This window comes from Raineyella fluvialis (genome assembly GCF_009646095.1).
GTDB classification, from domain to species: Bacteria; Actinomycetota; Actinomycetes; order Propionibacteriales; family Propionibacteriaceae; genus Raineyella; species Raineyella fluvialis.
This window is the reverse complement of the sequence record NZ_CP045725.1, coordinates 2,252,087-2,277,275: the sequence shown is the minus strand read 5'-3', so window position 1 is coordinate 2,277,275 and position 25,189 is coordinate 2,252,087. Positions and strand designations below refer to the sequence as shown.

Sequence of the window (25,189 nt, the reverse complement as noted above, 5' to 3'; positions counted from 1 at the left end):
GACCGCGCTTGTCCGGCGGTGGGAGAATGGTCCCCATGTCATCTCCCGGGCCGTTGGTCGTGCAGTCGGACCGTACGCTCCTGCTCGAGGTCGACCACCCGCTGGCCGACGAATGCCGACTGGCCATCGCCCCGTTCGCCGAGCTGGAGCGGGCCCCCGAGCACATCCACACCTACCGGCTCACCCCGCTGGGACTGTGGAACGCGCGTGCCGCCGGCCACGACGCCGAGCAGGTCGTCGACGTCCTCCTCACCTACTCGCGCTATCCCGTGCCGAGCACTCTGCTGGTCGACGTGGCTGAGACGATGGACCGCTACGGGCGGCTGCGGATCGAGAAGCACCCGGTGCACGGACTGATCCTCGTCTCCACCGATGCGGCGGTGCTCACCGAGGTGGTCCGTGCCAAGCAGGTGGCGGGCATGCTGGGGGCGGTGATCGACGCCGACACCGTCGCGGTCCATCCCTCCGAACGAGGCCATCTCAAGCAGGTGCTGCTCAAGCTCGGCTGGCCGGCCGAGGACCTCGCCGGCTACGTCGACGGCGAACGTCACCCGATCGCGCTGGCCGAGGACGGCTGGCAGCTGCGGACCTACCAGAACCAGGCGGTGGATTCCTTCTGGCAGGGAGGTTCGGGGGTCGTCGTCCTGCCCTGCGGAGCCGGTAAGACGCTGGTCGGGGCCGCGGCGATGGCCCGGGCGGCCGCGACGACCCTCATCCTGGTCACCAACACCGTCTCGGCCCGGCAGTGGCGCGACGAGTTGCTGCGCCGCACGACCCTCACGCCCGACGAGATCGGCGAGTACTCCGGTGCCCGCAAGGAGATCCGGCCGGTGACCATCGCGACGTACCAGGTCATCACCACCAAACGCAACGGTATCCACCCGCACCTGGAACTGTTCAGTGCCCGCGACTGGGGCCTGGTCATCTATGACGAGGTGCACCTGCTGCCGGCCCCGGTGTTCCGGATGACCGCGGACCTGCAGGCGCGCCGCCGCCTCGGGCTCACCGCGACGCTGGTCCGCGAGGACGGCCACGAGGGGGACGTGTTCTCCCTGATCGGGCCGAAGCGCTTCGACGCCCCGTGGAAGGACCTGGAGAACCAGGGGTGGATCGCCCCCGCGCAGTGCATCGAGGTGCGGGTCACCCTCAGGGACGACGAGCGGTTGGCGTACGCCATGGCGGAGCCGGACGTGAAGTACCGGCTGGCCGCCACGGCGGAGACCAAGCAGCGGGCCATCCTCGATCTGGTCGAGCACCACCGGGGCACCCCGACACTGGTGATCGGGCAGTACGTCGACCAGCTCGACGAACTCGCCGAGACACTCGACGCCCCGCTGATCAAGGGGTCCACCCCGAATTCCCGGCGTGAGGAACTCTTCGACGCCTTCCGCCGCGGGGAGATCACCCTGCTGGTCGTCTCCAAGGTCGCCAACTTCTCCATCGACCTGCCGACCGCCGAGGTGGCGATCCAGGTCTCCGGGGCCTTCGGGTCGCGTCAGGAGGAGGCGCAGCGGCTCGGTCGGCTGCTTCGGCCCTCCGGCGACAAGACGGCCCGCTTCTACGCCGTGGTGTCGCGCGACACCTCCGACGCCGACTTCGCCCAGCACCGGCAGCGGTTCCTGGCCGAGCAGGGCTACAGCTACCGGATCATGGACGCCGATGATCTCGAGGAGCTCGATCGAGGCTGACGGCCGTCACCGGCACCGTCGACTCGGCGTCGACCAGCCCGAGCTCGCGGGGCCAGTCCTGCGGCAGGTCCCCGAGCGCGACGAGGTCGAGCAGCCCGACGGGCCAGATCCACTCGTCCGTTGCGGCGATGGCGCTGAGCGGCCACCAGCGGGACCCGGTGAAGGTGAGTTGCTCGTCCTCGGTGTGTCCCTCGGTGGAGACCCGGAACCGTGGCGTGGCCAGCAGGAAGAACCATTCCTCCTGCTCCAGCACCTGGTCGGAGTAGCCGTGCCGCACCGTACGATGCGCGATCGGGCCGAGCAGGTCGGCCTCCTCGGCGACGTAGCCCGTCTCCTCGCGCACCTCGCGCGTCGCGGCCTGCGCCGCAGTCTCGTCGCCGTCGATGCCACCGCCGGGGGTGACCCACCAGTGCGTCCCCGGCAGGCCCGGATCGGAGTCGTGCATCAGCAGCACCCCCGGTTCGTCCTGCCCCGGGCTGACGACCACCACCCGCGAGGCGCGGCGGTGTCGCCACGGCCGTGCCTCGGGCTCGACGGCGATCCCGGTGCGTTCACGGAAGTGGGGCTGGTGTGCGGAGCTCACGGCCCCAGCGTAATCGGCGGCTCAGCCACGGCCGCGGGTCCGGACGTCCTCGACCAGTTCGGCCCTGGCCGTCGCCGCGGGCAGGCTGACCCGCTCCAGATACGCGGCGCCCTCGGTGTCCCCGGCATTCCGCAGCCGGTCGATCAGCACGACCAGGTCGGCCGGAGCCTTGTTCTGCGCCATCTTCGCCTTGCCCGACCAGCCGGTGATGACGAATTCCAGCCCGACGACGGCCCGCAGCATCCGGTCGACGAAGTCCCCGGGCGGGTCCTCCACGGTCCATTCCCCCGCCGGCTCGTGCCGCTCGGTCAGCAGCGTCACGGCTTGCCGGGTCCACCCCGGGTCGTCGTGCAGCCGCACCTCGCCACGCACGTGGACGGTGACGTAGTCCCACGTCGGGACGACCCGACCGTGCTCGGCCTTCGACGGCAGTCCGACCGGGCTGACGTAGTGCTCGGTGCCGTGGGCGATGACCAGCCCCGCTCCGGTGATGGCCCGGCGGATCTGGGGGTTGTTGCGCTGCAGGTGGGCGATGAGGCGACCGTACGGCGCCGGGGACGGGTCGTGGACGAACGGGAGGTAGGTCGCCTCGAGGTCGTCGCCGTGCCGGGTGACCAGGTCCGCCGCCCCGACCGAGGCCAGCAGCGTACGGATCTCGTCATCGTCCATCGCGAAGTGCTGCGGGATGTACATGCTCCCGATCATGCCCTACGGGCGCCGGCAGCCCGTAGGTCGGTGCGGTCCAGCAGGTCCCGCCAGGTGTGCACGAGTCCGGCGTCCACCCACGCCTTGTACGAGCCGAGGGGGCGCACCTGCGTGTCGACGTGGAAGGCCCGCACCCCGGCCCGGTGCAGCCAGGGCACATGTTCGGGTTGCAGGTCCCCGGCGGCCATCAGGTTGTCCGCCACCCAGCGGTCGGCGCGGGCGCGCTCGACCAGGCCGTCCAGGCCGTGCTCGACACCACGGGCGGAGCCGGCGCTCATCACCTGGTCGACCCCCGGCAGCCGCCGCACGGCGGCCCAGGCGTGGTCGAAGTCCAGGCACCGGTCGATCGCCCGGTCGAACGTCCAGGGCCAGCCGGCCTCCCCGGCGAGCGCCGCGCAGACCTGCGCGTCGACCTCGGACCAGGTGTCCAGGAAGCCCATCACCATGCCCTCGGCACCGGCGTCGAGGTAGGCCGCGGCGAGGCCGCGCAGCCGGGTCACCTCCCCGCCGTCCGTCGACCAGCCCTCCCGGAGGCGCAGGGTGACCCGGACGGGCAGCCGGGTCGCCCCGCACACCTCGGCCACCAGGGCGGGTGCCGGTGACATCTCACCGTCCTTCGGGTCGGCGACGAGGTGGACGCGGTCCGCCCCGCCCTCCTCGGCCCGGCGGGCGTCGTCGCCATGCCCGCAGAGCACCTCCAGGACGCTGTCCATCGACCCTCCCGTCAGGCCGGCCGCATCGCCGCGGACTCGTCGGCGGGGGTCCGCTCCGTCGCCCGCATCGCCGCGGCGCGCTCCTCGACGGTGTGCAGGACCCGCGACATGTTGCGCCAGCCGACCTTCGCCAGGTCATCGCGGCTCCAGCCGCCCCGCGCCAGGGCGTCCCACAGGCGCGGGTAGCAGGAGACGTCGGACAGCCCGTCGGGGAGCCAGGTCGTGCCGTCGAAGTCGGCGCCGACACCGAGATGGTCGATCCCGACCACCTCGCGCAGGTGCTCGAAGTGGGCCACGACATCCTCCAGTTGCGCCGGGGGCATGGCGATCGGGTAGGACTCGTAGAAGGCCGCCATCTGCTCGTGGTCGTGGACGTCGATGCCCTCGTGGCGCGCCTCGTCGTCGGCCCGGCTCCGCCATTCGTACGCCGCCTCGGAGACGAACGGCGCCACGAAGGTGACCATGCACACCCCACCCTGGCCGGCCAGGTCGGCGAGGACGTCGTCGGGCACATTGCGGGGGTGCGGACACACCGCGCGGGCGGAGGAATGCGAGAAGATCGCCGGCGCGGTCGAGACGGCGAGCGCATCGGCCATGGTGTCGACCGAGGTGTGCGACAGGTCCACGATCATGCCCAGCCGGTTCATCTCCCGGATCACCTCGGTGCCGAACGCGGTCAGCCCGTGGTGGCGGGGCTCGTCGGTGGCCGAGTCGGCCCAGTCGTTGTTCTCGTTGTGGGTGAGGGTGAGGTAGCGCACCCCCAGACGGTGGAGGGTCCGCAGCACGCCCAGCGAGTTGGCGATCGAGTGGCCGCCCTCGGCGCCCATCAGGGAGGCGATCGGTGCGTCCGGCCCGGCGGTCACCAGCCGGTCGAAGTCGTCGGCGTCCCTCACCCGGCTGAAGTGGGCGGGGTAACGGTCGATGAAGGCCTCCACCGCGTCGATCTGCTCGAGCGTCGCGGCGACGGCGCGGTCACCCGCCAGCGTGCCCGGCACGAAGACCGACCAGAACTGGGCCCGCACCCCGCCGGCCCGTAGTCGCGGCACGTCGGTATGGAACTCGGGCCGGTCCCGATCGAGCTCGTGGGCGAGCAGGTCGTACCCGTGTTCGCGTAGCGCCCAGGCCAGGTCGTTGTGTCCGTCCACCACCGGTATCAGGTCCATGGGGCCATTGTGGCAAGCTCACGGGAGGAATGGCGGGACAACGCACGGGAGCGGAGGCGCGATGGGGCGGTCATCCCGCAACCGCGACGACCTGCAGATCAGCTGGGCCGACGTCACCTGGACGACCCGCCGGCCCTGACCCGCCAGACGCCGGAGGGCGGCCCCTCGCGGGACCGCCCTCCGTGCTGTGCTCTGTGCTCTGTGGCAGCGTACGGCTCAGAAGCCGACGCCACCCATCTCGTCACCGGCGTGACCGGACGGCACCTGGACCGGCTCCGGCTTGTCGGCGATGACGGCCTCGGTGGTGAGGAACAGCGCCGCGATCGACGCGGCGTTCTGCAGCGCCGAGCGGGTCACCTTGGCCGGGTCGATGATGCCCGTCTTGACCATGTCCACGTACTCACCGGTGGCCGCGTTGAGGCCCTGGCCGGCGGGCAGGTTGGCGACCTTCTCGGCCACCACGCCACCCTCGAGGCCCGCGTTCTCGGCGATCTGCCGCAGCGGGGCCTTGACAGCGCGGAAGACGATGTCCGCGCCGACCTTCTCCTCGCCCACCAGGTCGAGGGAGACGGCCTTGGCGGCCTGGATGAGGGCCACGCCACCACCCGGGAGGATGCCCTCCTCGACGGCGGCCTTGGCGTTGCGGACGGCGTCCTCGATGCGGTGCTTGCGCTCGTTGAGCTCCACCTCGGTGGCGGCGCCGACCTTGATGACGGCCACGCCACCGGCCAGCTTGGCCAGGCGCTCCTGCAGCTTCTCGCGGTCGTAGTCGGAGTCGGAGTGCTCGATCTCGGAGCGGATCTGGTTGACCCGGCCCTCGATGGCGTCGCCCTCACCGGCACCCTCGATGATGGTGGTCTCGTCCTTGGTCACGATGACCTGGCGGGCCGAGCCCATCAGGGTCAGGTCGGCCTGCTCCAGCTTGAGGCCGACCTCCTCGGAGATGACCTGACCGCCGGTGAGGATGGCCATGTCGGCGAGCATCGCCTTGCGGCGGTCACCGAAGCCCGGGGCCTTGACGGCGACGGACTGGAAGGTGCCACGGATCTTGTTGACGATCAGACCGGCCAGGGCCTCACCCTCGACGTCCTCGGCGATGACGACCAGCGGCTTGCCGGCCTGCATGACCTTCTCGAGGACGGGCAGCAGCTCCTTGAGGTTGGCCACCTTGGAGTTCGCCAGCAGGATGTAGGGGTTGTCGAGCACGGTCTCCATGCGCTCGGTGTCGGTGACGAAGTAGGGCGAGATGTAGCCCTTGTCGAAGCGCATGCCCTCGGTCAGCTCGAGCTCGAGGCCGAAGGTGTTCGACTCGTCGACGGTGATGACGCCTTCCTTGCCGACCTTGTCCATGGCCTCGGCGATGATCTCGCCGACCTGGGTGTCGGCGGCCGAGATGGAGGCGGTCGCAGCGATCTGCTCCTTGGTCTCCACATCGGTGGCCATCGCCAGCAGCTGCTCGTTGATCGCGGCGACGGCCTTCTCGATGCCCTTCTTCAGGCTCATCGGGTTGGCACCGGCGGTCACGTTCTTCAGGCCCTCGCGGACGATCGCCTGGGCCAGCACGGTGGCCGTGGTGGTGCCGTCACCGGCGACGTCGTCGGTCTTCTTGGCGACCTCCTTGACCAGCTCGGCACCGATCTTCTCGTACGGGTCCTCGAGCTCGATCTCCTTGGCGATGGACACACCGTCGTTGGTGATGGTGGGGGCGCCCCACTTCTTCTCCAGCACGACGTTGCGGCCCTTGGGGCCGAGGGTGACCTTGACTGCGTCGGCCAGGGTGTTCATGCCACGCTCGAGGCCGCGACGGGCCTCGACGTTGAATTCAATCAGCTTTGCCATGTCCCGGGAGTCCTCCCGCAAATCGAGGCGCGCGGCCCCGTTGCTTTGTCAGTAGTGTCTGGGTGCGCATGTGACCGATGCCCGCGACGGACGGCCCGGCCGGGCCTCACCAGTCCCACGTACGTAGCACTCACCAGCGGCGAGTGCCAAAGCAATTGTTAGCACTCACCCCAAGGGAGTGCAAACACTTCTGGTGTCAGACTGGCCGCATGGACGCTCGCCTGCGCACGACGGCCAACTGGATCAACCTGTCCACGCCGCTGGGTCTGCTCATCGCCGCCCTCGGCCGGAGCCGGCTCCGCCGCGGCCCGCGGGGCCTGCTGCTGGCCGAGGGGTACCGGCTGAGCTTCCCGATCGCCGGCGCCTTCACCGTCGGCTCGGTCGTCATCACGCCCGGCGACCTCGAGGTGTTGGGCGTCCGCCTGCCCCGGTTGCTCACTCACGAGGAACGGCACGCCACCCAGTGGGCCGCCTGGCTGGGCCTGCCGATGCTGCCGGCGTACCTGCTCGCGATGGCGTGGTCGTGGCTGCGGACCGGGGACCAGGCGTCCGCCAACGTCTTCGAGGTGCGGGCCGGACTGGCCGACGGCGGCTACCGCGCGGCGGGATCCGGGCGCCCGGTCAGGCGCCGCGCGGACCGTTCCCGCTGACGGCGCTCCCGCTCGCGGCGCAGCCGCCGGATCAGCCCCGGAGCGTACGCGAGGGCCTCCGGGTCGTCGAGCAGAGCGTTGAGGGCCTGGTAGTAGCGGGTCGAGGACAGGCCGAACTGCTCGCGGATGCCCTCGTCCTTGCTCGCCGCGTACTTCCACCACGCCGCCTCGAAGTCGAGCAGCCGCCGGTCCCGCTCGTCGGTCATGGCCCCATGCTAGAGGCCCGGCGGATGCTCCACGTTTTCGACATCCTCGGCCCACCACGGCACAATGAAGCCCTGCGCTCCCGTAGTTCAACGGCCAGAACAGCTCTCTTGTAAAGAGCAGACCAGGGTTCGACTCCCTGTGGGAGCTCCATCCGCGGGCGCGCCTCCCGGACGCGGGGGCGCCGCTATACCGTAGAGACCATGGTCCCCACGTCCCCCTCCGCCGGCGCCGAGTGGTCCCCCACCGCCTACCAGGAACTCGTCCGCAGCGGGCGGCAGTTCGCCGAGCAGGTCCTGATCCATCTCGAGCGTCTGGCCGCTCTGCAACCGAGCTCGGATCCCCGGGACCTCGAGGACGCGAACATCCGCCTGGAGGGCGCCCTGCTGGACTTCCAGGATGCCCAGACCGCCTACTGCGGGCGAGGGTTCGAGTTCCTTCCCGACGGCTCCGACGGGCCGTCCGCCGCGGGCGGGCCCTCCTCCGGGGGACCCGGAGCTGCCGGCCCGCCGGAGCCGGAGGCGTCCTCGACGTCGGTGACCCGCGGTGAGGTGATCTCCGTGATGACCCGGCACGACTTCGAGTTGGTCGACCAGTCGGCGGTCGAGGAGACCGCCCAGCAGTTCGCCAGCATCGCCGGCGCTACCCCGGTCCCGCCGGGTGACCTCGGCTACGCGATGGCGATCCTGAACTACATGGGGCTCGGCCAGCTCACCACCACCCCTGGCCTGCGGCCGCTCCTGGAGGTCAATGCCGTCTCGAGCCGGACGGTCTCCCCCTCCCGCCGCGAGGTCGACGCCGCCGACGGGGTGGACGACCTGTTCGAGCCGGGCGAGGTGCTCAACTACCAGACGAACTTCTGGGAGCCCGGCCAGGAGCCGCCGCGATGAGCAACCACGCAGCCGTCACCCTCACCATCGGCGACATCACCCACCAACGCACCGACGCGATCGTCAACGCCGCCAACTCGAGCCTGCTCGGCGGCGGCGGGGTCGACGGGGCCATCCACCGGGCCGCCGGCCGGGAACTACAGGAGGCCTGCCGCCGGCTGCGGGCCACGACATTGCCGAACGGACTGCCCGCCGGTCAGGCCGTGGCCACCACGGCCGGGCGGCTCAGCGCGCAGTGGGTGATCCACACGGTGGGTCCGATCTGGTCACCGATCGAGGACCGCACGCACCTGCTGATGTCGTCCTATCGGGAATGCCTGCGGGTGGCCGACGAGCTCGCGGTGACGACCATCGCCTTCCCGGCGGTCTCGGCGGGTGCGTACGGGTGGCCGGTGCTCGAGGCGGCCCGGGTGGCGATCACCACGGTCTCCACCACCCCCACGCAGGTCGCCGAGGCGACGTTCGTGCTGCACGACGAGCCCACCTTCGGGATCTTCGAGGCGGCCCTGCTCGAGCTCCGCGGCTGACCGGGCCCCCTTGCTCAGGCCCGCCTGCGCCGGCGGTCACCCAGAAGCATGCCGCCGATCACCACGGCCAGCAGCACCAGCGACAGCCAGATGCTGTACTTCGCGTACTCCTGCACGAACCGGACCGCGGGCTCACCGATCCGGTAGCCGAGGTAGAGGTAGAGGGCCTGCAGCACGCCGGCACCGATCACGTCGACGACGAGGAAGCGACGCCACGACATCCCGGCCGCCCCCACCGTCGCGTAGATGACGGCGCCCGGCAGCGGGATCGGCAGGTACGTGGCGAGGACCGCGGGCACCGACCAGCGCAGCGCGAACCGTTCGGCCCGTTCGTTGCGGCGTCGCGCCCGCTCCGAGGTCCCCGTCATCACCTCGAGCAGCCCACGGCCCCAGAGCTTGCCGGCCCAGAAGTAGACCCAGTCGAACTTCACCACACTCACGGTGGCCATCAGCCAGCCGAGCCACCACCACTGGTCCCCGGTGGCCGCGAGCGCCCCGATCATCACCACCGCGGTCCGCGACCCGGAGACCGCGGCGAGCACGTACGGGGAGTAGCCGAGCAGGACCGGCCGCAGCGGCAGCATCAGCAGTGAGTAGATGCCGACCAGTCCGATCCCGGTCCAGCAGGTCAGGTCACGCCGGGTCGGTTCGTGTGCCCAGGGCAGCGACGGGTCGTCCCACCAGGGACGCTCCGCGGCGGCGTCGGACTCGGGAGCGGGGTCGCTCGGAGCCTGGTCGCTCATGGGGGCACTCCTTCGGAAGGCTGCTCGGATGATACGCGGCGCGCCCCACCTTGCGCCGGGTCGACAATCGGCCACCGGCACGGGTAGAACAGCCGGCATGCGGCGCACCCTCCACACCACCCTGTCCGGCGAACTGGCCGGGCCCCAGACCGTGTACGCGATCGTGGCCGCCGCCGCTACGTACGCCCCCAGCCAGGAATCGCTGAGTGTGACCCTGGACGGGGAACCGGCCGACGTCTCCCAACTGGTCGGCCCGCACGGCACCCGCCTGCACCGCTTCGCGCTGGAGCCGGGTGCTCGGCCGGCGCACTTCGAGCTCGCCTACGATGCCGTCCTCGACGGCGAGGCCCCGCCGCCCCTCGACGACCCGGTCGACCTGCCCATCTACCTGCGCCCCAGCCGCTACTGCGAGAGCGACCGGCTTGGTCAGCTCGCCCGGGAGCGGTTCGGTGGTCTCACCGGCGCCGTCCTCACCGAGGCGGTCACCGAGTGGGTGCACGACCACCTCGCGTACGTCCCGGGGTCGACGGGGCCCTCGCACTCGACGTTGGACGTCCTCGAATCCCGCCAGGGGGTCTGTCGGGACCACGCCCACCTGGCGATCAGCATGCTGCGCGCCCGCAACACGCCTGCGCGTTTCGTGGCGGTCTGGGCGCCGGGGCTGCGGCCGATGGAGTTCCACGCCGTCGCCGAGGCGTACGTCGACGGGCAGTGGCAGGTCCTGGACCCCACCCACCTGGCGCCGCGCCGGGCGATGGTCCGGATCGCCACCGGCCGTGACGCGGCCGACACCGCCTTCCTGTCCAGCTACGGCGCCGGGTTGCGGCTGACCGGCTACCGGGTGCGGGCGGACATCGACGAGTTGTCTTCCGAGGAACGTACGGCCCCCGTGGTCCTGACCTGAGGCAGGCTTGCGGGGTGGGCCCCCTCCTGCACCTTCAGGGTGAAAGCGGGCTATGTTAGCGTGCAAATCAGTATCCGTCGGCAAATCCGGGCATCCGGTGTCGAATGACGGCACCACGACGGTCATACTGGTGTACAGATTCCAGTCGTCGGTAAGTCTTCCAGTCGGATCGTCGGGCACGTTCCTGCCCGTGGATAGGAGAACCTCGAGTATGGCCACCGTGTCCTTCAGGGAAGCGACCCGCATCTACCCCGGCGCCGACCATCCGGCCGTCGACAAGCTCTCGCTCGACATCGCGGACGGCGAGTTCATGGTGTTGGTCGGTCCCTCGGGATCCGGCAAGTCGACGACGCTGCGGATGCTGGCGGGGCTGGAGGAGGTCACCTCCGGGTCGGTGTGGATCGGCGACCAGCCCGTGACCGACCTGCCCGCGAAGGATCGCGACATCGCGATGGTCTTCCAGAACTACGCGCTCTATCCCCACATGACCGTGGCGGACAACATGGGCTTCGCCCTCAAGATGCAGAACGTCCCCAACGAGGAGCGTGCCGCGCGGGTGCTCGAGGCGGCGAAGCTGCTCGGCCTGGAGGACTTCCTGCACCGCAAGCCGAAGGCGCTCTCCGGTGGCCAGCGCCAGCGGGTGGCGATGGGGCGCGCCATCGTCCGCAAGCCGCAGGTCTTCCTGATGGACGAGCCGCTGTCCAACCTGGACGCGAAGCTGCGAGTGACCACCCGCACCCAGATCGCCTCCCTGCAGACCCGGCTCGGGATCACCACCGTCTACGTCACCCATGACCAGATCGAGGCGATGACCCTCGGCGACCGGGTCGCAGTCCTCGACGCGGGTGTGCTGCAGCAGGTCGACAGCCCGATCGCCCTCTACGACACCCCGCGTAACCTCTTCGTCGCCTCGTTCATCGGGTCGCCCTCGATGAACCTGCTCGAGGGCCCGATCGTCGACGGCGGCGTACGTCTCGGCGACTGGGTCGCGCCGATCCCGCGCCAGGTGCTCGACCGGGCCGACCAGACCGCCGGGGTCACCCTCGGCATCCGGCCCGAGTCCCTCACCCTGTCAGCCGACGAGCGCGGCATCGAGATCACCGTGCAGGTGGTCGAGGAACTGGGTGCCGACGCGTACCTCTACGGCGACCCCACCGCGGCGACCCTCAGCAGCCGTCAGGAGGCCGACCAACTGGTGGCCCGGATCTCGACCCGGCACACGCCCAAGCGTCAGGACCGGGTGCGGCTGATGGTCGATCCCGGCGACGTCCACGTGTTCGACAACGCCACCGGCCTGCGCATCTCCTGAACGGCGCCACCCTCCGCTTGAATTCCCTGTCAGACTGGGGATCGTGCCTCGGTTCCTCTCCGCGCATCCGGACGCCCGGTTGCTCCCGCTGCCCTGGGGGACTCCGCTCGCCGAATGGCCCGCGGAGCACCTCGTCGCGCTCCCACGAGGGATCTCGCGCCACGTCGTCCGGTTCATCCGCGTCGGCGACGAGGTGTACGCGGCCAAGGAGGTCGTCGAGCATCTCGCGATGCACGAGTACCGGCTGCTGCACGACCTGATGCGGCTCGGGACCCCGGCGGTGGAGCCCGTCGGTGTGGTCACGCGTCGCTTCACCCGGACCGGTGAGCCGCTCGACCCGATCCTGATCACCAAGCACCTGCAGTTCTCCCTGCCGTACCGCACGCTCTTCTCCAAGGGCGTCCGCTCCGACACCGTCACCCGGCTCCTGGACGCGATGGTCGTCCTGCTGGCGCGGCTGCACCTGATCGGCTTCCTCTGGGGCGACGTGTCCCTGTCGAACACCCTCTTCCGCCGCGACGCGTCGGACTTCGCCGCCCACCTGGTCGACGCGGAGACCGGCGAGCTCCACGAACGGCTCTCCGACGGCCAGCGCGAACACGACCTGGAGATGGCCCGGGTCAACCTCTTCGGTGAGTTCCTCGACCTCGAGGCCGGCGGGATGCTCGACTCGGCGCTCGATCCCCGGTTGCTGGTCGAGACCATCGTCACCCGCTACCGCGAGCTGTGGCACGAGCTGACCGGCGTCGAGGAGTTCGACGGCAGCGAGATGCACCGGATCGAGGGCAGGGTCCGCCGACTCAACGCCCTGGGCTTCGACGTGGCCGAACTGGACATCACCACCGACATCGACGGGTCGACCATCCGGATCCAGCCGAAGGTCGTGGACGCCGGCCACCACGCCCGGCGCCTGATGCGCCTCACCGGTCTGGACACCGAGGAGAACCAGGCCCGGCGCCTGCTCAACGACCTCGACTCCTACCGGGCCCGCACCGGCCAGCAGAACCTCGACGAGTCCGTCGTCGCGCACCAGTGGCTGACGGAGTGCTTCGAGCCGGTGCTCCACATGGTCCCCGGCGAGTACGCCTCCAAGCTGGAGCCCGCACAGATCTACCACGAGATGCTGGACTACCGCTGGTACCGCAGCGAGTCCGCCGGACACGAGATCCCGCTGCTCGAGGCCACCCAGGGCTACGTACGCGACATCCTCAGCCACCTCCCCGACGAGGAGCTCTCGGTCGCCCCCACCGGCACCGACCAGCCCCGCGAGGTGATGGCCGCGGTCAGCGCCGACGACATCGACGACGACCGGATGCCGGAGGACCCCTGGGAGGTCGTCGACGAGGGCTCCGGGAAGACACCGATGGGCGGTTATCTTGACATGTCCGCCATCCGGGCCAAGGCCGCCCGCCGCACCACCGGGTGATCCTCGGTAGGCTGGGGCCCGTGACCTTCCAGCTCTATGACTCGATGACCCACCGCACCCGGGAGTTCGTGCCCGCCGTGCCCGGCCAGGTCTCGATCTACCACTGTGGGCTGACGGTGCAGTCGGCCCCGCACCTGGGTCACATCCGCAAGGAGGTCGTCTTCGACGTCCTGCGTCGCTGGCTGTCCGCCTCCGGCTACGAGGTGAAGATCGTCGCGAACGTCACCGACATCGACGACAAGATCCTGCGCAAGTCCGCCGAGCAGGGTGTCGAGTGGTACGCGCTGGCCTATCACTTCGAGCTCGAGCTGCACAAGGCCTACCAGGCCCTCGGCTGCCTCGCCCCCACGTACGAACCGCGGGCGACCGGCCACATCCCGGAGATGATCGAACTGGTCGAGCAGTTGATCGCCCGCGGTCACGCGTACGTGGCGGAGGACGGGTCGGGCGACGTCTACTTCGACGTCCGGTCCTGGCCCGACTACGGGCGGCTCTCCGGCCAACGGGTCGCCGACATGGCTCCGGCCGAGGACTCCGATCCACGCGGCAAGCACGACCCGCACGACTTCGCCCTCTGGAAGGGCCGCACGGACTCCGACGAGCCGGAGAGCGCCTCGTGGAACACCCCGTGGGGACGCGGGCGCCCCGGCTGGCACCTGGAATGCTCGGCGATGTCCGGCAAGTACCTCGGCGCCGAGTTCGACATCCATGGCGGCGGCCTCGACCTGCGCTTCCCGCACCACGAGAACGAGTTGGCCCAGTCGACCGCGGCCGGCAGGCCGTTCGCCCGTTACTGGATGCACAACGCCTGGGTGACCGCCGCCGGCGAGAAGATGTCCAAGTCTCTCGGCAACGGCGCGCTGGTCACGGAAGTGACCACGCAGTACCCGCCGCGCGCGGTGCGTTTCTACCTGGTGGCGCCGCACTACCGGTCCGCCATCGAGTACTCGGACACGTCGCTCGCCGAGGCCACCGCCTCGCTGGCGCGGATCGACTCCTTCCTCGACCGGGCACACGACCTGGTCGGCGACACCGAACCCGCCGCTGTCCTGCCCGCAGCGTTCGCCGCGGCCATGGACGACGACCTGGGAACTCCCGCGGCCGTGGCGACCATCTACACCGAGGTGAAGGCCGGCAACCAGGCCCTCGATGCCGGTGACGCGTCGGCCGTGCGCGAGGCGTACGCCGCCGTCCGGGCAATGCTCGGCGTCCTGGGCCTCGATCCGCTGGATCCGATCTGGGCGGGCGCCACCGGGCCCGGAGCCTCGCTCGAACCCGTGGTGGACGGCCTCGTCAAGGCCCTGCTCGACCAGCGCCAGGAGGCCCGGGCGCGCAAGGACTACGCGGCGGCAGACGCCATCCGCGACTCGCTGGGCGCGCTGGGCGTCCGTGTCGAGGACACCCCCCAGGGCCCGAAGTGGAGCGTGGAGCACTGATGGCAGGCAATTCGCAGCGCCGAGGCGCCGTACGGCACAAGGGCAAGAGCAACACCGCCGGTTCGGGCGGCCGGGCCCGCAAGGGGCTCGAGGGCAAGGGCCCCACCCCCCGGGCCGAGGACCGCGTCTACCACAAGGCGTACAAGGCCAAGCAACTCGCGGAGTCGCGTGAGGCCTCGCGGCCGAAGCGTACGCAGCAGTCCGCCCCTCGCGGCGGGGGTGCGGAGTGGGTGGCCGGGCGCAACCCCGTGGTCGAGGCCCTGCGGGCCGGGATCCCCGTGGTGTCCGTCTACGTCGCCGAAGGCATCGACCGGGACGACCGGGTGCGCGAGGTCTTCAAGATCTGCGCCGAGAAGTCGATCCCGATGCTGGCGACGACCAAGCAGGAGCTGGACCGGTTCACCGCCGGTGCGACCCATCAGGGGCTCGCGATCAAGCTGCCGGAGTACGAGTACGCCTTCCCGGCCGACCTGATGGCCGATGCCCTGCAGGCGCCCGGGACTCCCCTGGTGGTCGCGCTGGACCAGGTCACCGATCCTCGCAACCTGGGCGCGATCATCCGCTCCGCGGCGGCCTTCGGCGCGCAGGGCGTGGTCATCCCGGAGCGGCGCTCGGCCGGCATGACGGCAGCGGCGTGGAAGACGTCGGCCGGCGCCGCGGCGCGGATCCCGGTGGCCCGCGCGACGAACCTCAACCGCGTCCTCCAGGACTACGCGAAGGCAGGCTTCGTGGTGGTCGGGCTGGCCGGTGAGGGCGAGACGGACATCGCCGCAATCCCTGGCGTCGACGGTCCGGTGCTGCTGGTGGTCGGCTCCGAGGGCGAGGGCCTGCAGCGGCTCGTCCGGGAGAACTGCGACGTCCTCGCGTCGATCCCGATCAGCAGCGAGGTGGAGTCGCTGAACGCCGGCGTGGCCACCAGCATCGCGCTGTACGAGATCAGCCGCGCTCGCGCGGGGCCGTCCGGGGCTGACTCGGCCGGGGTGTGACCTCGCCCGATTCCGGTGTGACCCGGTCCCCCATCGCAGCCCGCTGCCAGGATGGACCGGGTGCCGAGAATCACGTAGCCGGGGGCGCCGTTGCGTCTGCCCCTTTTTGGGCCTGTCGAGGCGCTCATTTACCGTTGAAGGGCAGGACCGACGACGGCGTCATCTGCAGCCACCACCCCGAACGACCGCAGAGGAAGACGTCATGTCCCAGGACTCCCGCATCAACGAAGCCGCCCTGCTCGCCCTCACCGGCGCCGACTCCTTCACCCCGCAGTGGGTTCTCGAGGGCACCGAGCCCTTCTGGCGTGGGGCCTCCCGCACCGCCCTCTGATCCACCCGTTCTCCTGACGGCCCGGCCCTGTGCCGGGCCGATCTGCGTTGAGGACGCTGCCGGTCCTGAGGATCGGCCCCGGTCGTACGTGTGATCGGTTGATGTCTGTGGCCTGCCCTAGCGTTGGGGTCATGCAAGGAGAACTGTTCGACGGGCCCGATCCGGGCCCGGAGCGTACGGGCCGGGAGTTGGATACCGGCCCGGTCGACGCGGCCGATCCGACGATGCTGGACGTGGTCACCCCGCTGGCGTTGAGCCCGCAACGGCTGCTGCCCGCCACGATCGACGAGGCGATGGAGGAGATCGACGCCCTGCGCACCCTGCAGGCCACGGTGGAAGCCCGCCAGTTCGCGATCACCGCCCACCTCGCCGCCCTCACCCCCACCCCCGCGCCCGAGCAGGCCCTGCTGCCCGGCGGGGAGGGCATGGTCGACCTCGGCGGGGACGGCTGCCCCCCGGTCGCGGAGTTCGCCGTCCTGGAGATCGCCGCCCTGCTCCACACCACCCACCAGGCCACCCGCGGCCAGATCGCCGACGCCCTCTCCGTGCGCTGGCGCCACCCCCGCATGTGGCAGGCCGTGATGGGCGCCCGCCTACCCGTGTGGCAGGCCCGCAAGATCGCCCAAGCCGTCCGCTGGGCCGGCCTCGACCGGGCCCAGGCCCTCCGCGTCGACAAAGCCATCGCCCCCGCGCTCGGCGCCCTGTCCTGGACCCGCCTCGAGCAGCTCGTCGAGGGCGAGATCGTCGCCGCCGACCCCGCCCGGGCCGCCCAGGCCGAGGAACGCGCCCGCACCGGCCGCTACGCCCACGTCCACCGCGACGAAACCGGCACCGCCGGCGTCCGCACCGTCCTCGCCCGGATCGCGACCCCCGACGCGACCCAACTCGACGCGACCCTCACCCGCCTCGCCACCCGCCTCGCCACCACCGACGGGAAGGACGAGAGCCTGGACGAGCGCCGCGCCCGCGCCCTGGGCATCCTCGCCACCCCCGAACGCGCCGCCGCCCTCCTCGCCGGCGACACCACCACCGCCGACCGACTCAAAGCCCCCGTCCGCCTCTACGTCCACGTCAACGCCGACCGCCTCGGCCCCGACGGCGTCGCCCGCCTCGAAGGCGAAGGCGCCGTCCCCGTCCAGAGCCTGCGGGCGTTGCTGGCCGACTCGACCGTGCGGGTCACCGGCGTGATCGACCACCGCACCTCCGAGCCCGTCGACGCCTACGAGATCCCCGAACGCATGCGCGAACAAGTCATCCTCGCCAACCCCTACGAAATCTTCCCCTGGGGATCACGCCGGGCCCGCCACACCGACCTCGACCACACCACCCCCCACAGCCACGGCGGAGAAACCAGCCCCGCCAACCTCGGCCCGCTGGGCCGCACCGCCCACCGGGCGAAAACCCACGCCGGCTGGCGCTGCCACCAAACCCGCCCCGGCCACTGGCTCTGGCGCACCCCCTACGGACGCACCTACCACGTCGACAACTGGGGCACCCACACCCCCGACAACCCCACCACCGACCAGCACTCCACCACCGAACTCGACGCCCTCCTCCACCTCACCCACCCCCAACCACCAGCCCCACAGCCACCCGAGCCCAGGCGACACCGACCGAACCGCCGCAAGAGGCGACGCTGCGGTGCCCGCCGCCCGGGTCGGCGAGCGCGGACCAGGACCCGGACGCGAGCGGGGAGAGGAGCGCGTCGGCGGGCAGGCTGACCATGCGTGGTCAGCGGGGCCGACGCGCGCGTCGCCGCACCATCGGCTGACCAGCTCGACAACCCACGTCGACCGGCTCCGGCAACGCGAGAACCCGCCCCGGCACTGCGCCAGGACGGGTCCTCAGTGGCGGCGGATCACGCCGATCAACTCAGTGAGCCAGGTCAGACGTCAGAGCTCCAGGCCCGGGTACAGCGGGAACTTGCCCAACAGCTCGCCGGCCTCTGCCTTGACGCGGTCGGCGATGCCGTCGGCGATGATGTACTTCGCCTTCGAGGCGCCACCCTTCGGCGCGTCGGCAGCCTTCGTGTTCGACAGCACCTCGACGATCAGTTCGGCCGTCCGGTCGAACTCGTCGGCACCGAAGCCACGCGTGGTGAGCGCGGGCGTGCCCAGCCGGATGCCCGAGGTGTACCAGGCGCCGTTCGGGTCGGCCGGGACGGAGTTGCGGTTGGTGACGATGCCCGAGTCGACCAGCGCCGACTCGGCCTGGCGGCCGGTGAGCCCGAACGACGCGGCGATGTCGGCCAGCACGATGTGGTTGTCGGTGCCGCCGGTGACGAGCTTCACGCCGCGCTTCATCAGGCCCTCGGCCAGCGACTTCGCGTTGTCGGCGACGTTCTGCGCGTACGTCTGGAAGGCGGGGGTCCGGGCCTCGGCCAACGCGACGGCCTTGGCGGCCATCATGTGCGACAGCGGACCGCCGAGCACCATCGGGCAGCCGCGGTCGACATCGGCGGCGTACGCCTCCTTGGCCAGCACCAGACCGCCACGCGGGCCGCGCAGCGACTTGTGCGTCGTGGTGGTCACCACGTCGGCGTACGGCACCGGGTTCTCCTCACCGGTGAAGACCTTGCCGGCGACCAGCCCGGCGAAATGCGCCATGTCGACCATCAGCACGGCGCCGACCTCATCGGCGATCTCGCGCATCTTGGCGAAGTTGACCCGGCGGGGGTAGGCGGAGTAGCCACCGACGAGGATCAGCGGCTTGAACTCGCGGGCCTTGGCCAGCAGCGCGTCGTAGTCGATCAGCCCGGTCTCGGGGTCGGTGCCGTACGAACGCTGGTTGAACATCTTGCCGGAGATGTTGGGCCGGAAGCCGTGGGTCAGGTGCCCGCCCGCGTCGAGGCTCATGCCCATCAGCCGCTGGTCGCCGAAGCGCTTGCGGAGCAGCTCCCAGTCCTCCTCGGACAGATCGTTGACGTTCTTCACGCCCTTCTCGGCCAGGCCGGGGGCCTCGACGTGGTGGGCGAGGATGGCCCAGTAGGCGACGAGGTTGGCGTCGATGCCGGAGTGGGGCTGGACGTAGGCGTACTCGGCGCCGAACAGCTCACGCGCGTGCTCCGCGGCGACGGACTCGACGGTGTCGACGTTCTGGCAGCCGGCGTAGAAGCGGTGACCGACCGTGCCCTCCGCGTACTTGTCGGAGAACCAGGTGCCCATCGTCAGCAGCACCGGCAGGGAGGCGTAGTTCTCGGAGGCGATGAGCTTGAGCGAACCTCGCTGGTCCGTCAGTTCCTGGCGCGTGGCGTCGGCGATGCGGGGCTCGACGCCCTCGATGACCGAGAGCGCCTCCCGATAGGCACGGGTGGCGGCGGCAGTGGAGTCGGACACTTGCTTCTCCTCGACGATGGGATGGAAGGCGGGCAACAATCTACCAACCGGCCACCTACCCGGTGGCGGCGATCCACACTGGGGCCGAGGTCAGGGATGCGACGGCCGGGCTCGGATCGGATCACGGCGCACCAGCAGCACCGTGGCGAGGGCAGCCAGCCCTTCGCCCCGGCCGGTGAACCCCAGCCCGTCCGTGGTGGTGGCGGAGACGCTCACCGGTGCCGCGAGGGCATCGGACATCACCTTCTCCGCCTCGGTCCGACGGGCGGCCATCCGGGGCCGGACTCCGACCACCTGGACGGCGACGTTGCCGATGTCCCAGCCGGCCTCCCGCACCCGGCGGGCCGTCTCGGCAAGGAACACGACCCCGCCCACACCCGCCCACTCCGGGTCCGAGGTGCCGTAGTTGGAGCCGAGATCGCCCAGCCCGGCGGCGGAGAGCAGCGCGTCACAGACGGCGTGTGAGGCCACGTCACCGTCGGAGTGCCCGGCCAGACCGTACGACTCCTCAGGGAAGTGCAGCCCGGCGACCCACATCGGTATGCCCTCGGCGAAGCGGTGCACGTCGGTGCCGATGCCGGTCCGGATCCGGGCGGGGCCGACGGGGAGCGGTTCGTGGTTCACCAGACAGTCCCTTCCAGAGCATCGGTCCGACGCCGCCAGACCGCCTCGGCGACCAGCAGGTCGAACGGCTCGGTGATCTTCAGTGAGTCCCGCGAGCCCTCGACGAGCGTGACATGCTCGCCTATCGCCTCGCAGGCCATCGCATCATCAGTGACGGCCAGACCCTTGGATCGTACGTGGTCGTGGGCCCGGACGAGAGTGGCGAGATCGAAACCCTGCGGCGTCTGGACCGCCCTAAGACGGGACCGGTCCACCACCGTCGCCTCGCCGGGGTGCGGGTCGGCGACGCGGATGGTATCGATGACGCGGATCGCGGGAATCACCGCGGAGGCGCCGCTTCGCAGGGCCGCGATCACCGCGGCCACCACGGATGCCGGCACGAACGGGCGCGCCGCGTCATGGACCAACACGTAGCGAGAGTCCGGTGCGACCCGCTCCGCCTCGGCGAGGCCGTTGGCGACGGAGTCCTGGCGTTCCGCACCGCCCTCGGTGAGTGTCCACGGGATGGGGGCGTCGGCGAGGGCGTCGGCGAAGGCGGCAGCCAGCTCGGCCCGGCTGACGATCACGGCCCGGGACACCCCGCCGCCGGCGAGCGAATCGAGCGCGTGCGCGACGAGGGCGCGCCCACCGACGTCGCGGAGGGCCTTCGGCCCACCCTCCCCAAGCCGGACGCCGGAACCGGCCGCCACCACTACGGCGACGACCGGTTCATGCGCTGGGTACGCGGTGCCTTGCGTACTGTGCAGAGATGTCATTGGGAGAAGATCAGGAAGCGAGGACCTCGTCCAGCAACTCCTCCGCGCGGACCTCGTCACACTTCTCGGCGAGGGCCACCTCCGACGCGAGCACCTGCCGGGCCTTGACCAGCATCCGCTTCTCACCGGCGGACAGGCCACGATCATTGCCTCGCCGCCACAGGTCACGGACGACCTCAGCGACCTTCAGCACGTTGCCGGAGTGCAACTTCTCCAGATTGGCCTTGTAACGACGGGACCAGTTCGCGGGCTCCTCGGCGTGCGGCGCGCGCAACACCTCGAAGACCTTCTCCAGACCATCGGCATCCACGACGTCCCGAACGCCGACCAGGTCGAGATTGCATGCTGGGACGCGGACCACCAGATCGTTCTGGCCCACGATCCTCAGCACCAGGTAGAGCTTGTCCTCCCCCTTGATCTTGCGGGTTTCCATGTCCTCGATGACGGCCGCCCCATGATTGGGGTAGACCACCGTTTCACCGACTGCAAACGTCATACATGTCCCCTTTCGCGTGCCGATTCTATCACGGGGGTGCGTGACACGCCCGGATCGAGTTGGCACGACCCCCCTCGGAGGCGTTAGCGTGGTGCGGATTGACGCGGAATTGTGACGGCGAGCGTGGCAAACGATGTGCCCGGCGCCCACCTTTCTGGCTACTCTGTGCACGAGTCTGACCTGGCCCAACGAGGAGTCCTGAATCGTGCCCACCCTGAAGAACCACGCCAAGCGCGCCGCTGTTGCCGTTGTTGTCACCGCCTCCCTCTTCGGGCTCGCGGGATGCCGCATGGGATTCGAACACCAGACCCTGCAGCAGTACACCCAGGCTGAGGGCATCAACGCCGACCTCGCCGGCGGTCACCAGGTCGAGCAGGGCCGCGGCGACATCAAGGTGCGCAACCTCATGGTCATCGCCCAGCCCGACGGTTCCCAGGCCCACCTCGCCGGCAGCCTCTACGCCTCGCCGTCGAGCACCCCCTTCAGCAACAGCCAGGTGGCCACCGCCGCCAAGCCGACGCTCGACACCCTCCAGTCGGTGTCCGGCCGCGCCCTCAAGAGCAACGGTGACGCCGCAGGCACGCTGAGCGTCGCCCTGCCTGAGCCGCTGGCGATCACCGTGGAGAAGCCGGTCCGGCTCGAGGAGCGCACCGCGGCCGTCACTGGGGCCAAGCTGACCCCCGGCGTCGACGTCGAACTGACCCTCACCTTCCAGAACAACGGCAGGCTGACCGTACGGGTCCCCGTCATCGACGCGACGAAGCCCGACTTCGCCACCATGTCGCCCTCCACGTCGGCTTCCGCCTCCGCCGCCGCGGCGGCTTCGGCCCCGGCCTCCGCCTCCGCCTCTCCCTCCGCTTCGGCCTCTCCGAAGACGAACGGCTGACCCAGACCTGGGCACCCCACCGCAGGCACCACCCGCAGACGCAGACCACCCCCGGCCGGGAGACCTCCCGCCGGGGGTGGTGCGCTGTCGGGGCCGTACGAGGCTGGGGGCGTACGAGGCGGGCTCAGCCCTCGAACTTGTACCCCAGACCACGGACGGTGACCAGATGGACCGGACGAGCGGGGTTCTCCTCGATCTTCGCGCGCAGTCGCTTGACATGGACGTCCAGGGTCTTGGTGTCGCCGACGTAGTCGGCACCCCACACCCGATCGATGAGCTGGCCGCGGGTCATCACCCGGCCGGCGTTGCGCAGCAGCATCTCGAGCAGCTCGAACTCCTTCAGGGCCAGCCGGACCGGCTCCCCGTTCACCGCGACCTCGTGGCGTTCGACGTCCATCCGTACGCCTCCGGACTCGATGACGTCGGGAACGAGCTCGACCTCCTGACCGCGGCGGAGGACGGCGCGGATCCGGGCGAGCAGTTCCCGCTGGGAGAACGGCTTGGTGACGTAGTCGTCGGCTCCGAGTTCGAGACCCACGACCTTGTCCACCTCGGTGTCCCGGGCGGTCACCATGATCACCGGGACGGAGCTCTGCAAACGCAGCTGACGACACACCTCCGTGCCGGAGATCCCCGGCATCATCAGGTCCAGCAGCACGATGTCGGCACCGCCCCGATCGAACTCCGCCAGCCCCTCCGTGCCGTCGGGAGCCTCGACCACGTCGAAACCCTCCTTGCGCAGCATGTAGGACAGCGCTTCGCGATAGGACTCCTCGTCCTCGATCACGAGAACTCGGGTCATCCGTCTACCTCCTGGGAGTGGGTGGTGGCCTGGTCGGCCGCGGAGGGGCCATCGACGGCCTCCCGCTCATGGTGCCGGGGGATCCGGATCGTGAACGTGGAGCCCTGCCCCAGCTTGCTCCAGACATGCACGTAGCCGCCATGGGCGGCGGCGATGTGCTTGACGATCGACAGGCCGAGACCGGTCCCCCCGTTGTCCCTGCTGCGCGCGTAGTCGACCCTGTAGAAACGCTCGAAGATGCGCTGCACCTCGTCCTCGGGGATGCCGATGCCGTTGTCCGAGACGCTGATCTCGACGAAGTCCTCCTCACCGACCGCCACGGCGCGGGCGGCGACGGCGACCCGAGCCCCGCGCTCGGAGTACATGATGGCGTTCTCGATCAGGTTGCAGACCGCGATGGTCAGTTGCTCCTGGTCACCGAACACCTCCAGATCGGACCTGCCCGCCACGGTGAGGGTCACGTGTCGGTCGTCGGCGTCGACCCGGTTACGGTCCACGGCGTCGGTGATCACGTCGTCGACGAGGACCTCGTTGAGATCGAGCAGCGGATCATCGGACTGCAGGCGGCTGAGGTCGATGATCTGGCGGACCAGATCCGACAGCCGGCCCCCCTCGATCTGCAGGCGGCGGGCGAAGCGGCGGACGTCATCGGGGCTGTCCGCGGCATCCTCGAGGGTCTCGGCCAGGAGTGTCACCGCGCCGATCGGCGTCTTCAGCTCGTGCGAGACGTTCGCGACGAAGTCACGCCGCGTCTCGTCGACGCGACGGGCGGCTGTCCGGTCCTCGACGAGGACCAGCATGGTCCGGTCGTCCAGCGGGGCGACCCGCGCCATCACATGCAGGCTGGTGAGCCCCTCACGCTTGAGGTCCAGTTCGGTGCTGCGGGGCTGGCGGTCCTGGCGGACCGCACGCACCAGGGTGAGGACTGCCGGGACGACGACCCGCGCACCGCGGACGACGCCGAGCGTACGGGCCTGCGCCGTCGACTGGAGGACCTCGTCGTGCGGCCCGACCACCATCGCGCCGGAACGCAACACGTTCAGCACGCGCGAGACCTCGGGTCGTACGGTCACCCGGGCGGCCATCTCGGCCCGGACGCGCTCCTCGCGCAGCCGGTCGGCCCGGGCCCGCAGTGCCATCATCGCGACCCCGATGAGGACACCCACCACGAGGCCACCGACAGCGACGAGGTAGGCATTCACAGGCCAGATCATACGGGCGAGCGACAGCCACCCCAATTGCGTCGTGCCCGGTTCATCCAGTGTTCACGCGGTGTTCAGCCCAGGTGGGCGGGTCAGCACCCCGGCCGGGATACCCTCCGGCAAGCGGCGCCGACGGCCTCACCACCGGGCCTCTGCGCCCGCAGATATTAGGACGGGCTATATTTGCTTGTCACCCCGCTGTAGAGACAGGACGGCAGGACAGTGACCAGGGACGATCCGGGACGGGGCAGGATCCGCCGACGGCGGGCATGGCGCGACGTCCCGGAGCCGGAGCCGTCGGAGCCGATGGTGGAACACGAGAGGAGGCCGGTGGTGCGCGACACCTACCGTGAGCAGCTGCGCGAGACGATGGCAGACCTGGCCCGGATGGTCGACCTGGTGCACACGGCACTCGCCGATGCCACCACGGCCTTGCTGACCAGCGACCTCTCACTGGCCGAGCAGGTGATCTCCAACGACCGGATGATCGACGACCTCGCCGAGGAGCTGGAGAAGCGGACCTTCTCGATGCTCGCGCGCCAGGCTCCCGTCGCCGGGGAGCTGAGGACGGTGTTCTCGGCGATCCGGATGCTGGGCGAGCTGACCCGGATGGGCGACCTCGCGGCCCACGTCGCCAAGATCGCCCGGCTGCGGTTCCCCGCCTGCGCGGTCCCGGACACGCTCCAGGACAACTTCCGCCAGATGGCCGACGTGGCGGGATCGATGGTGGCCGACGCCGGAGCGATGCTGCGCAACCTCGACGTCGACACGGCGGGCAAGCTCGCCGCCGAGGACAAGGTGATGGACGAACTGCGCCGCGATCAGTTCAAGTCACTGGTCGACGGTAGCTGGAGCCACACCGTGGAGGCGGCCGTCGACAGTGCCCTGCTGGGCCGTTACTACGAGCGGATCGCCGACCATGCCGTGGAGATCGCGGAGCGAATGGTCTATGTCGTCACCGGGGACGACCCGGTCTGAGCCGGTCCCCGGTG

26 protein-coding genes and 1 tRNA gene are annotated in these 25,189 nt (G+C 70.4%); 14 read left to right on the top strand and 13 right to left on the bottom strand.

The window, feature by feature from the left end; genetic code table 11:
* The first annotated feature begins 35 nt into the window (after positions 1-35).
* A complete protein-coding gene (locus Rai3103_RS10315; protein WP_228488841.1) occupies positions 36-1,688 on the top strand; it encodes a DNA repair helicase XPB in 1,653 nt (550 codons plus the stop codon).
* On the opposite strand, the gene Rai3103_RS10310 is transcribed toward Rai3103_RS10315, so the two are convergent.
* The 5 genes from Rai3103_RS10310 to groL form a co-directional block, all read right to left on the bottom strand.
* Positions 1,648-2,271, bottom strand: coding sequence for an NUDIX hydrolase (locus tag Rai3103_RS10310; RefSeq protein ID WP_153572536.1), 624 nt, complete (start codon positions 2,269-2,271; stop codon positions 1,648-1,650). The two genes, Rai3103_RS10315 and Rai3103_RS10310, sit on opposite strands and share 41 nt — an antisense overlap.
* Before the next feature lie 21 nt (positions 2,272-2,292).
* Positions 2,293-2,964 carry an FMN-binding negative transcriptional regulator gene (locus tag Rai3103_RS10305; RefSeq protein ID WP_153572535.1) on the bottom strand — a complete coding sequence of 224 codons (672 nt, stop codon included), beginning with the start codon at positions 2,962-2,964 and terminating at the stop codon, positions 2,293-2,295.
* Positions 2,965-2,972: 8 nt separating this feature from the next.
* Positions 2,973-3,689 (bottom strand): copper homeostasis protein CutC, encoded by a 717-nt coding sequence (locus Rai3103_RS10300; RefSeq protein ID WP_153572534.1) that lies wholly within the window; start codon positions 3,687-3,689, stop codon positions 2,973-2,975.
* Positions 3,690-3,700: 11 nt separating this feature from the next.
* Entirely contained in the window at positions 3,701-4,852 is a 1,152-nt protein-coding gene (locus tag Rai3103_RS10295) for a dipeptidase (RefSeq protein WP_153572533.1), read from the bottom strand.
* A 216-nt stretch (positions 4,853-5,068) separates the two neighbouring features.
* Positions 5,069-6,691, bottom strand: coding sequence for a chaperonin GroEL (groL, locus tag Rai3103_RS10290; RefSeq protein WP_153572532.1), 1,623 nt, complete (start codon positions 6,689-6,691; stop codon positions 5,069-5,071).
* Positions 6,692-6,900: 209 nt separating this feature from the next.
* On the opposite strand from groL, the gene Rai3103_RS10285 reads away from it, so the two are divergent.
* Positions 6,901-7,341: a hypothetical protein gene (locus Rai3103_RS10285; protein ID WP_153572531.1), complete on the top strand. Its 441-nt coding sequence runs from the start codon at positions 6,901-6,903 to the stop codon at positions 7,339-7,341.
* On the opposite strand, the gene Rai3103_RS10280 is transcribed toward Rai3103_RS10285, so the two are convergent.
* Positions 7,284-7,547 (bottom strand): DUF3263 domain-containing protein, encoded by a 264-nt coding sequence (locus Rai3103_RS10280; protein ID WP_153572530.1) that lies wholly within the window; start codon positions 7,545-7,547, stop codon positions 7,284-7,286. The genes Rai3103_RS10285 and Rai3103_RS10280 overlap by 58 nt on opposite strands.
* Positions 7,548-7,623: 76 nt before the next feature.
* Here Rai3103_RS10280 and Rai3103_RS10275 point away from each other — a divergent pair.
* The 3 genes from Rai3103_RS10275 (at position 7,624) to Rai3103_RS10265 (ending at position 8,962) form a co-directional block, all read left to right on the top strand.
* Positions 7,624-7,698: transfer RNA gene (locus Rai3103_RS10275), tRNA-Thr, on the top strand.
* A 50-nt stretch (positions 7,699-7,748) separates the two neighbouring features.
* Positions 7,749-8,435, top strand: coding sequence for a hypothetical protein (locus Rai3103_RS10270; protein WP_153572529.1), 687 nt, complete (start codon positions 7,749-7,751; stop codon positions 8,433-8,435).
* Positions 8,432-8,962, top strand: a complete 531-nt coding sequence (locus Rai3103_RS10265; protein WP_153572528.1) for an O-acetyl-ADP-ribose deacetylase — start codon at positions 8,432-8,434, stop codon at positions 8,960-8,962. The genes Rai3103_RS10270 and Rai3103_RS10265 overlap by 4 nt, the downstream gene beginning before the upstream one ends.
* A gap of 14 nt (positions 8,963-8,976) precedes the next feature.
* Here the strand turns inward: Rai3103_RS10265 and Rai3103_RS10260 are convergent, their stop codons facing one another.
* Positions 8,977-9,705 carry a DedA family protein gene (locus Rai3103_RS10260; RefSeq protein ID WP_194793092.1) on the bottom strand — a complete coding sequence of 243 codons (729 nt, stop codon included), beginning with the start codon at positions 9,703-9,705 and terminating at the stop codon, positions 8,977-8,979.
* A 97-nt stretch (positions 9,706-9,802) separates the two neighbouring features.
* On the opposite strand from Rai3103_RS10260, the gene Rai3103_RS10255 reads away from it, so the two are divergent.
* The 7 genes from Rai3103_RS10255 (at position 9,803) to Rai3103_RS18540 (ending at position 17,818) form a co-directional block, all read left to right on the top strand.
* Entirely contained in the window at positions 9,803-10,609 is an 807-nt protein-coding gene (locus tag Rai3103_RS10255) for a transglutaminase-like domain-containing protein (RefSeq protein WP_194793091.1), read from the top strand.
* A 211-nt stretch (positions 10,610-10,820) separates the two neighbouring features.
* Positions 10,821-11,918, top strand: a complete 1,098-nt coding sequence (locus Rai3103_RS10250; protein WP_153572525.1) for an ABC transporter ATP-binding protein — start codon at positions 10,821-10,823, stop codon at positions 11,916-11,918.
* A gap of 43 nt (positions 11,919-11,961) precedes the next feature.
* Positions 11,962-13,344, top strand: a complete 1,383-nt coding sequence (locus tag Rai3103_RS10245; protein ID WP_153572524.1) for a DUF4032 domain-containing protein — start codon at positions 11,962-11,964, stop codon at positions 13,342-13,344.
* A 20-nt stretch (positions 13,345-13,364) separates the two neighbouring features.
* Positions 13,365-14,780 carry a cysteine--tRNA ligase gene (gene cysS, locus Rai3103_RS10240; protein WP_153572523.1) on the top strand — a complete coding sequence of 472 codons (1,416 nt, stop codon included), beginning with the start codon at positions 13,365-13,367 and terminating at the stop codon, positions 14,778-14,780.
* A complete protein-coding gene (gene rlmB / locus Rai3103_RS10235) occupies positions 14,780-15,766 on the top strand; it encodes a 23S rRNA (guanosine(2251)-2'-O)-methyltransferase RlmB (RefSeq protein WP_153572522.1) in 987 nt (328 codons plus the stop codon). The genes cysS and rlmB overlap by 1 nt, the downstream gene beginning before the upstream one ends.
* 202 nt (positions 15,767-15,968) lie before the next feature.
* Positions 15,969-16,097 (top strand): hypothetical protein, encoded by a 129-nt coding sequence (locus Rai3103_RS18545; protein ID WP_277872967.1) that lies wholly within the window; start codon positions 15,969-15,971, stop codon positions 16,095-16,097.
* Positions 16,098-16,228: 131 nt separating this feature from the next.
* Positions 16,229-17,818, top strand: coding sequence for an HNH endonuclease signature motif containing protein (locus Rai3103_RS18540; RefSeq protein ID WP_153572521.1), 1,590 nt, complete (start codon positions 16,229-16,231; stop codon positions 17,816-17,818).
* A gap of 171 nt (positions 17,819-17,989) precedes the next feature.
* Here Rai3103_RS18540 and Rai3103_RS10225 read toward each other — a convergent pair whose 3' ends face one another.
* The 4 genes from Rai3103_RS10225 to Rai3103_RS10210 all read right to left on the bottom strand — a co-directional run bounded on the left by Rai3103_RS10225 (position 17,990) and on the right by Rai3103_RS10210 (position 21,307).
* A complete protein-coding gene (locus Rai3103_RS10225) occupies positions 17,990-19,450 on the bottom strand; it encodes a glycine hydroxymethyltransferase (RefSeq protein WP_277873023.1) in 1,461 nt (486 codons plus the stop codon).
* 72 nt (positions 19,451-19,522) lie between these two features.
* Positions 19,523-20,056: a 2-C-methyl-D-erythritol 2,4-cyclodiphosphate synthase gene (gene ispF, locus Rai3103_RS10220; protein ID WP_422395999.1), complete on the bottom strand. Its 534-nt coding sequence runs from the start codon at positions 20,054-20,056 to the stop codon at positions 19,523-19,525.
* Positions 20,053-20,811: a 2-C-methyl-D-erythritol 4-phosphate cytidylyltransferase gene (gene ispD / locus Rai3103_RS10215; RefSeq protein ID WP_153572519.1), complete on the bottom strand. Its 759-nt coding sequence runs from the start codon at positions 20,809-20,811 to the stop codon at positions 20,053-20,055. The genes ispF and ispD overlap by 4 nt, the downstream gene beginning before the upstream one ends.
* 10 nt (positions 20,812-20,821) lie before the next feature.
* Positions 20,822-21,307 carry a CarD family transcriptional regulator gene (locus tag Rai3103_RS10210; RefSeq protein WP_153572518.1) on the bottom strand — a complete coding sequence of 162 codons (486 nt, stop codon included), beginning with the start codon at positions 21,305-21,307 and terminating at the stop codon, positions 20,822-20,824.
* A 205-nt stretch (positions 21,308-21,512) separates the two neighbouring features.
* Between Rai3103_RS10210 and Rai3103_RS10205 the strand changes: the two genes are divergently transcribed.
* A complete protein-coding gene (locus tag Rai3103_RS10205; RefSeq protein WP_153572517.1) occupies positions 21,513-22,193 on the top strand; it encodes a hypothetical protein in 681 nt (226 codons plus the stop codon).
* Positions 22,194-22,317: 124 nt separating this feature from the next.
* Here the strand turns inward: Rai3103_RS10205 and Rai3103_RS10200 are convergent, their stop codons facing one another.
* Both Rai3103_RS10200 and Rai3103_RS10195 read right to left on the bottom strand, forming a co-directional pair.
* A complete protein-coding gene (locus tag Rai3103_RS10200) occupies positions 22,318-22,995 on the bottom strand; it encodes a response regulator transcription factor (protein WP_153572516.1) in 678 nt (225 codons plus the stop codon).
* On the bottom strand, positions 22,992-24,209 hold the full coding sequence (locus Rai3103_RS10195) for a sensor histidine kinase (RefSeq protein WP_153572515.1): 1,218 nt from the start codon (positions 24,207-24,209) through the stop codon (positions 22,992-22,994). Before Rai3103_RS10195 ends, Rai3103_RS10200 begins: the two co-directional genes overlap by 4 nt.
* A 321-nt stretch (positions 24,210-24,530) precedes the next feature.
* Here Rai3103_RS10195 and phoU point away from each other — a divergent pair, with 321 nt between their 5' ends.
* Positions 24,531-25,175: a phosphate signaling complex protein PhoU gene (phoU, locus tag Rai3103_RS10190; protein ID WP_153572514.1), complete on the top strand. Its 645-nt coding sequence runs from the start codon at positions 24,531-24,533 to the stop codon at positions 25,173-25,175.
* Positions 25,176-25,189: the final 14 nt, after the last annotated feature.

Coding starts and splice junctions, on each gene's coding strand:
- Rai3103_RS10315 (WP_228488841.1), top strand. CDS start 36: ATGTCATCTCCCGGGCCGTTGGTCGTGCAGTCGGACCGTACGCTCCTG.
- Rai3103_RS10305 (WP_153572535.1), bottom strand. CDS start 2,964: ATGTACATCCCGCAGCACTTCGCGATGGACGATGACGAGATCCGTACG.
- Rai3103_RS10300 (WP_153572534.1), bottom strand. CDS start 3,689: ATGGACAGCGTCCTGGAGGTGCTCTGCGGGCATGGCGACGACGCCCGC.
- Rai3103_RS10295 (WP_153572533.1), bottom strand. CDS start 4,852: ATGGACCTGATACCGGTGGTGGACGGACACAACGACCTGGCCTGGGCG.
- groL (WP_153572532.1), bottom strand. CDS start 6,691: ATGGCAAAGCTGATTGAATTCAACGTCGAGGCCCGTCGCGGCCTCGAG.
- Rai3103_RS10285 (WP_153572531.1), top strand. CDS start 6,901: ATGGACGCTCGCCTGCGCACGACGGCCAACTGGATCAACCTGTCCACG.
- Rai3103_RS10280 (WP_153572530.1), bottom strand. CDS start 7,547: ATGACCGACGAGCGGGACCGGCGGCTGCTCGACTTCGAGGCGGCGTGG.
- Rai3103_RS10270 (WP_153572529.1), top strand. CDS start 7,749: ATGGTCCCCACGTCCCCCTCCGCCGGCGCCGAGTGGTCCCCCACCGCC.
- Rai3103_RS10265 (WP_153572528.1), top strand. CDS start 8,432: ATGAGCAACCACGCAGCCGTCACCCTCACCATCGGCGACATCACCCAC.
- Rai3103_RS10260 (WP_194793092.1), bottom strand. CDS start 9,705: ATGAGCGACCAGGCTCCGAGCGACCCCGCTCCCGAGTCCGACGCCGCC.
- Rai3103_RS10255 (WP_194793091.1), top strand. CDS start 9,803: ATGCGGCGCACCCTCCACACCACCCTGTCCGGCGAACTGGCCGGGCCC.
- Rai3103_RS10250 (WP_153572525.1), top strand. CDS start 10,821: ATGGCCACCGTGTCCTTCAGGGAAGCGACCCGCATCTACCCCGGCGCC.
- rlmB (WP_153572522.1), top strand. CDS start 14,780: ATGGCAGGCAATTCGCAGCGCCGAGGCGCCGTACGGCACAAGGGCAAG.
- Rai3103_RS18545 (WP_277872967.1), top strand. CDS start 15,969: ATGTCCCAGGACTCCCGCATCAACGAAGCCGCCCTGCTCGCCCTCACC.
- Rai3103_RS18540 (WP_153572521.1), top strand. CDS start 16,229: ATGCAAGGAGAACTGTTCGACGGGCCCGATCCGGGCCCGGAGCGTACG.
- ispD (WP_153572519.1), bottom strand. CDS start 20,811: ATGACATCTCTGCACAGTACGCAAGGCACCGCGTACCCAGCGCATGAA.
- Rai3103_RS10210 (WP_153572518.1), bottom strand. CDS start 21,307: ATGACGTTTGCAGTCGGTGAAACGGTGGTCTACCCCAATCATGGGGCG.
- Rai3103_RS10200 (WP_153572516.1), bottom strand. CDS start 22,995: ATGACCCGAGTTCTCGTGATCGAGGACGAGGAGTCCTATCGCGAAGCG.
- Rai3103_RS10195 (WP_153572515.1), bottom strand. CDS start 24,209: ATGATCTGGCCTGTGAATGCCTACCTCGTCGCTGTCGGTGGCCTCGTG.